Annotated in this window: 5 protein-coding genes and 2 pseudogenes; 5 read left to right on the forward strand and 2 right to left on the reverse strand. The window is 41.8% G+C overall.

Features of this window, described 5'->3' with window-relative positions; genetic code table 11:
* Both JMX63_RS14785 and JMX63_RS14080 read right to left on the reverse strand, forming a co-directional pair.
* Window positions 1–1,053, reverse strand: a pseudogene (locus JMX63_RS14785) (IS256 family transposase); the annotation flags it as partial.
* A gap of 292 nt (window positions 1,054–1,345) precedes the next feature.
* Window positions 1,346–1,801 carry an Lrp/AsnC family transcriptional regulator gene (locus JMX63_RS14080; protein WP_057758867.1) on the reverse strand — a complete coding sequence of 152 codons (456 nt, stop codon included), beginning with the start codon at window positions 1,799–1,801 and terminating at the stop codon, window positions 1,346–1,348.
* A gap of 147 nt (window positions 1,802–1,948) precedes the next feature.
* On the opposite strand from JMX63_RS14080, the gene JMX63_RS14085 reads away from it, so the two are divergent.
* The 5 genes and pseudogenes from JMX63_RS14085 to JMX63_RS14790 form a co-directional block, all read left to right on the forward strand.
* Complete coding sequence (locus JMX63_RS14085; RefSeq protein WP_227673351.1) at window positions 1,949–2,866, forward strand: DMT family transporter; 918 nt, start codon at window positions 1,949–1,951, stop codon at window positions 2,864–2,866.
* Between the two features lie 18 nt (window positions 2,867–2,884).
* Entirely contained in the window at window positions 2,885–4,063 is a 1,179-nt protein-coding gene (locus JMX63_RS14090) for an aromatic amino acid transaminase (RefSeq protein WP_201573099.1), read from the forward strand.
* Window positions 4,064–4,088: 25 nt separating this feature from the next.
* Window positions 4,089–4,757 carry a glutathione S-transferase family protein gene (locus tag JMX63_RS14095; protein ID WP_227673352.1) on the forward strand — a complete coding sequence of 223 codons (669 nt, stop codon included), beginning with the start codon at window positions 4,089–4,091 and terminating at the stop codon, window positions 4,755–4,757.
* A gap of 481 nt (window positions 4,758–5,238) precedes the next feature.
* On the forward strand, window positions 5,239–6,852 hold the full coding sequence (locus tag JMX63_RS14100; RefSeq protein WP_201573103.1) for a glucosamine inositolphosphorylceramide transferase family protein: 1,614 nt from the start codon (window positions 5,239–5,241) through the stop codon (window positions 6,850–6,852).
* Between the two features lie 141 nt (window positions 6,853–6,993).
* Window positions 6,994–7,061: pseudogene (locus JMX63_RS14790) on the forward strand (transposase); the annotation flags it as partial.

Consider the following 7,061-nt stretch of genomic DNA (forward strand, 5'->3'; position numbering starts at 1 on the left):
TGTCTTTCGGATACTCAAAGAACACCGTTAAGCCCTCCCAGTTATTGCGCCAAGACTTGACCACGTGCGGGTAATCTTTGCCCCAAGTCTCATCAAAGTGCTCAAGATTGGCCTCTGCTATCTCAAGGGTATCAGCGCCGTAAATGGCCTTTAAATCAGCCGCTACGGCCTTTTTATCCGTCCACGGCACAAACTTCATTGAATAGCGCACCATGTGTACGATACACAGCTGAACCTGTGCGTTTGGATAGACGGTGTTAATGGCATCGGGGAAGCCCTTTAGACCATCGACACAGGCAATGAGGATATCTTGTACCCCGCGGTTTTGTAGCTCAGTGAGAACGCCCAGCCAGAACTTAGCGCCTTCATTCTCTGAGAGCCACATACCAAGCAGCTCTTTTTTACCGTTAAGGTTAACGCCTAGGGCTAAGTAAATGGCTTTGTTGATGATCTGCTTGTCTTGACGTATCTTCACGACGATGCAGTCTAGATAGACGATAGGATAAACACTGCTCAGCGGCCGGTTCTGCCAAGCGGTGATGTCCTCTAATATGTTATCGGTGACTCTTGAGACAAGAGAGCTTGAGATGTCGACATCGTAGAACTCTTTAATGCTCTCTACAATCTCGGTGGTGGTTTGACCCTTGGCGTATGAGCGAGGATAAGCAAGTGTGTGGGGCACACTTGCCCGAAGCGCAAGACGGAAGGCTATGCCTGTAGTGACGATATGATTTTATCATCGAGACCTGAGATACGGGTTTGATGCTTACTAACGAGTACAGGCTCAAAGCTGCTATCACGGTCTCTTGGGGTAGAGATTTCAAGATCGCCTGTATCACTGCGGACGGTCTTTTTAGTGTGTCCGTTGCGCTTGTTTGGTTTATCTGCTTTCTCATGCTTGGGGTAACCGAGGTGGTCTTCCATCTCGGCTTCAAGTGCGGTGTCGATAAAAGATTGCATGAGCTGCCTCTGAAAGTCTTTGATGTCATCGAAGCTGTTCATGCTACCAGCCATTTGTTCGGCCAGTTTTTTAATGTCAGATTGAGTAGTCATTGCTTATTCTCCTGTTAATGGATTATAAGCAGTTACACAGTTTTTAGGAAACTCCCGACTTACTTATCCCTCTAAAATAAAGCCCTAGTAATATCTCCTATATTAGGGCGTTATAGTTAAAGCTCATCAAATACTCTATTAATCCGCTGTATCTCGTCTAAACGTCCACGTCGTACTATTAAGACTTTTTATCATAGCAATATTCTGTCAAATCCAAATGAACTTATTATGGGTCTTGCTACTCACGAGTGATCGAGCGAGATATTGTGCTCCTAGTCAGTATGAAAGAATCTCACACAAAAATAGGTAAAGTCGTCTTATTGATTACCTTTCTTACCGATAAATGAGTGTGTATATCTTTTACGCTAGCAAGCTTGTGTAGCTTACGGGTGAACCGCTCATAACCATCGAGATTAGGGCTCACCACTTCTAACAAATAATCATAAGAACCCGATACCACATGTCCATTAATCACCTCGTCCATATTGGACAGGGCGCGTTCGAAAGCTGCGATAGATTCTTCTTGGTGGCTGTTGAGACTGACTTCCACAAAGAAACTCATCGCAATACCCGCTTTGGCTTTGTTTACGTTCGCTTGGTAGTTCTCTATATAGCCTTCGTCCTCCAAACGTTTGAGGCGTCGCGCGCAAGGAGATGGCGACAGCCCTATACGTTCGGACAGTTCGGCTGTAGATAAGCGCGCTTCTTTCTGGAGCACTTCCAAGATATGGCGGTCGATTTTGTCCATAATTTACCTTTTGGCTTTTTAAGCCAATAATTTTTATTTAGTTAGCATTATCCACCAAATATTTGCAAAATTGCAATGAATAAATAGAGATAAAAGCGCGTATTTTAATCGATAATTGGTCTTTATATAGCAGCATAAGACACGACTATGAATACGATATTCCACCCCTCATCGCGCAAAAATCCTTTTTTTGTAATGTCGCCACTAACCAAAGGCTATGTGGCTATGAGCGTCGTATTGTTGATTTGGTCAGGATTTGCGTTGACTGTACGAGCGGTTGGGGCGTCGTCGCTAAGCATTGCGGATGTCATGCTCATTCGCTTTAGTGTACCGCTAGTCTTGTTGACTCCTTGGGTACTCTCTAGTTTGAATGAAGTCAAAAATATCAGACTGCCAGATATCATGTTTGTTTTACTTGGTGGCGTGCCTTTTCTTTTATTGGCCGCTTTTGGTGCAAGTACGGTACCAGCAGCTTATGTTGGTACTATTTTGACAGGGACACCAGTCTTCTTTGCCGCAATATTGTCTTTTATTTTTTATCGTCAGCGAATATCATTAAGAAAATTTGCCGCATTAATCCTTATTCTCTTTGGTATCGCTACTATGATTGGTGGGCGTGCACAGTCAATACCTAATAGTCTTCTGTACGGTGTGGGGTTATTACTGATGGCAAGCCTGATTTGGGCGGGTTATACCTTAGGGTTAAAAAGCACCAAATTGAGTCCAATAGCGATCGCTATCGTGATCTCTTATACCTCGTTTTTTCTGACATTGATGATGGTTCTGTCTGGTATTGTAGAGACGAATATAGGGTCTGTATCTTTTGATGAAGCGTTTCCATTTATCCTAGTACAAGGACTTGGTGTAGGGGTAGTATCAACCATTGCGTTTTCTTATGCAGTCAAACAGCTGGGCTCCATTCGTACCTTATTACTTGGATCTTTATCCCCAGGATTAACCGCTATACTGGCTACGCTGATACTCAATGAGTCTCTATCAGTCATTATGATATGCGGCATCGTACTCAGTACCATTGGGGTCATCTTGTCCAATCGAGCGAAATAAACTAATTAAGGAAGTATCATGATGTTAGATAATATGCCTGTTATCAATGGTGATCCACTATGGGCATTGTTAGGTAGGTTTCGTACTGACCAGCGTAAACATAAAATAGATCTATTGGTTGGTGTCTATCGAGACAAGCATGGCAATACACCTGTGATGAAAACCGTGCAAGACGCAGAGATACATCTTGCTCATCAAGCTCATTCGAAGGCTTATGGCATGTTATCGGGTAACGCTAATTTTAACCAGCAAATGGCAAAATTTGTACTGGGTGACAGTCCAAGTCTAAAAGACCAGTGCACGATTCAGACGGTTGGAGCATCAGGTGCATTACGACTCATTGCTGATTTAATCGCCACGCTCTCTCCAGATTCAACCGTTTGGATCAGCGACCCTGGCTATATCAATCATCGTCCGCTGATGGAAGGTGCTGGGTTAACGGTTAATACATATCCATGGCAAAATAAAAATGGACAGTTAGATATTGATGCGTGTTTTGCTGCGTTAGAAAAAGCAAAAGAAGGAGACGTGCTGTTATTACATGCGTGCTGCCACAATCCTACCGGTATAGATCCTTCTTTAGAGCAGTGGCAAATTTTTTCTGATAAATGTAAACAGAAAAATATTGTCCCGTTTATTGATATGGCGTATCAAGGTTTTGGAGATGATCCTGATGCCGATGCTGCAGGACTTCGTTTAATGATTGAAGACGCTGACTTTGCATTTATCGCCGCCAGCTGTTCAAAGAACATGGGGCTATACAATGAGCGTACTGGTATTGCCACGGTGATGACGACGAACCATGAGCGTCACGCAGATATACAGACACTCTTAGAAACCATCACACGTGCCAACTACTCCATGCCGCCCAATCACGGTGCCGCAGTGGCTTCTTATTTGCTAGACAGCCCAGACGCTTGGTTAGTCGAGCTGGCAAGCTACCGTGATAGGGTAGATGCTATTCGCCAAGCATTAGGCGCAGCATTAAAAGATAGGGGTGTACCTGTAGAGTTTTTGGACATTTCGCACCAAAAAGGCATGTTTTCTCTATTACCGCTAACCAAAAATCAAATGCTGATATTGCAAGATGAGTTCGCTATCTACGGCATGCCAAATGGCAGAATCAATATTGCAGGTTTGAAGATGACGGAAATCCCTCAACTGGCTGACGCCATCATATCGATTGTTTCACGTTAGAAAATAATTCTTATCGCTCAGTGCAATGGTTTTATCCATTAATCGCCACAGCAAGAAGGACACGACTATTTATACTTTATATTGGGATAAGGGTGGTGCCAATATGGCCACCCATGCTGTCTTTGAGGAGCTAGGCGTTTCTTATGAAATGATAGAAATAGACCTGTCTAAAAACATGCAAAAATCAGCTGAGTATCTAGCCATTAATCCAAGTGGCAAAGTACCTACGTTGGTGCATCAGGGACAGGTTATTTATGAGTCTGCGGCAATTTTAATGTATGTGTTAGATCAACACCTAGAGTTTGGGCTAGCACCTGATATAGGATGCTCTAGGCGCGGTGTCTATTACCAGTATTTATTTTGGATGTCTTCTACACTGCAAGAAGCTGCTAATCGCTGGGCGCATCCCGAGCATTACATCAACGGCGAGCACAATTTGCAGCAAGTGAAAGATAAAGCGAATAATGTACTAACCCACTGCTGGGGTATTGTTGAAAAGGGACTGGCGAGTCATGGTCCATGGTTGTTAGGCGATCAATTAAGTGGGGCTGATTTTCATTTATTTATGATTGCTCACTGGAGTCAGCGATATGCGAGTCGAGCACAGGATTGGACACATTTAAACGCACATTATCAAGCCATGCTAAACCGTGCCTCGATACAAGAAATGATGACACAAGAAGGGTTGTTGTGATCTGTTCATATGTTCAACTAAAAGATATTGGATGACTGGGTTAGACGCACTGAATGCAACGCTTCTATTGAATGTAATAAATGTATTTTATATCAAGCTACTGATCCGCCGCATCTCGTCTGAACGTCCACGTTTTATTATCGGACGCGTCTTCACAGTAGTAATATCTCGCCAAATTAAACCGCTTTAGCTGCTCAGCCTGTCACTTTATATTGACCATTTTCTCACCTTTCTCGATGAATCGCGTTTCGCTCAAATTATGATTATGTCATAAAGCCTATTTGGCTATTAAAAGCTCTGTTATCGAAAGATAGCGGAGCTTTTTTATGTTTAATTTTAACGTTGCGCTTTGTTTAACGTTTGTCAATATATATGCTATTATATGAATATATAATGGAATGATAATTCACTTAAAAGGAGCTTGGACACGTGTTGCGGGACAGAATTTGCAAAATATCGTGTGCCATTGAATGTGATAACGATGAAAAAAATTAGGCTTGGAATCTTTGTAGAAGATGAAACATTAGAATGGCACAATTTTATGCCATTAAAATCTCTAGTAGATGAAGGTATAGTTGAGGTTTGTATTGCTATCCAACGAAGTGCAGAACACCAAGCTAATCCCTCTCATATATCCAAGGTTATACCGTCTATCAATCAAAAGTTATTTTCTATTCTTTCTCGAGCTAAAAAGACTACCAAGCGTTATTCTATTCATGATTTAGTCCCTAATGGCAAAATGCCTGTCATTACATCAATACCAAGACAGAATAAATCCACTGATGAAATTGAACACTCAGTGATTAAGAGACTGCAGGCAACAGATTTAGATTACCTGCTGAGTATGGATTTTCAAACCTTAATAGGGAAAGCGCTAGGTGTTACAAAGCATGGCATTCTCTTACTTCATTATGGTGATGAAAGGATACAGCGAGGTGAGCCTGCGTTGTATTGGCAGTTTGCTGAACAATGGGAGAACAGCGTCGTGACACTGCAACTATTGAGTAATGACCATGATGTACACAAAGTGGTAGGTAGAGGTTATGGCACTTTGTTTTACTGGGACTATAATTTGACTGAGGACAAGTTAAAAGGGGTTGCAGCATCAGTACTGTATTGGTACTTCCGTAAAAATAAAATTGGCGTCGAAAGTGGGGATTTTATTAATTTAATTAACGATCACACACTTTATAAAACGCCTCCACAGTTAACAGCAGTACGACATTTGCAGAATTTTCTCAAAAACTACATGATAAAAAGATTTTATAAAAGTCTTTATCTAAACAACTGGAGTATTTTTATTGGTTCTACTGATCAGCCGATACAAACATACACGGAGATACTACCTGAAAAGGGATGTTTTTGGGCCGATCCTTTTTATATTGAACAAGACTCAAGACGTTACATATTTTTTGAAAGCTTGAACTATAAAGAGAGTGTTGGTCGAATAGAGTGGATAGAGCTGAATGAAAGCCATCAAGTTATTGGTTCAGGACAAGCTGATTTGGGTATTAGCACGCACTTAAGCTTTCCCAATGTATTCGAGTATGAGGATGCTGTCTATATGATTCCAGAGGCTGCAAAAACCAATTGTATTAGCTTATTAAAAGCGACAGATTTTCCGTGTAAGTGGGAAAAAGTTCATGAGTTAGTTTCAGACGTTCAGGCCGTGGATAGCGCCGTGATTGAGCATAATGGATTATGGTATCTTTTCACAACCCACGGTTCAATTTCAGCATTTACTATGGATTTAGAGTTGTATATTTATACGTCTGACAAGCTGCAAGCAGATAATTGGACCATTCATCCCTCGGCGCCTCTAAAAATTGACGTGCGTGGATCGCGATTAGCAGGCGCATTGTTCCGAAAAAACGGTCAGCTCTTTCGTACTGCCCAGGATGGTACTCTTAGATATGGGCGTAGGGTGGCTTTATACCTAGTAGAAGAGTTGACACCGATCTCTTATAAGGAAACCTTTGTACGTTATATCGAACCGAATTGGGAGACTGACATTGATCGTCTCCATACCTATAATGTTTACAATGAAACAGTGGTACTGGATGTTTCAAGGGATAAGTTGCGCTTTAGAGTATAGGACCTAAAAAATTTAGTGGTTGGAGAATAAAAAACCCATCATAAGTTTCGGCTTATGATGGGTTTTTTATAATTTTGACTCGTATGGGAGTTTCCTAAAAACTGTGTAACTGCTTATAATCCATTAACAGGAGAATAAGCAATGACTACTCAATCTGACATTAAAAAACTGGCCGAGCAAATGGCTGGTAGCATGAACAGCTTCGATGA

Origin of the sequence: Psychrobacter nivimaris, assembly GCF_904846365.1 — a bacterium.
Classification (GTDB): Bacteria; Pseudomonadota; Gammaproteobacteria; order Pseudomonadales; family Moraxellaceae; genus Psychrobacter; species Psychrobacter nivimaris_B.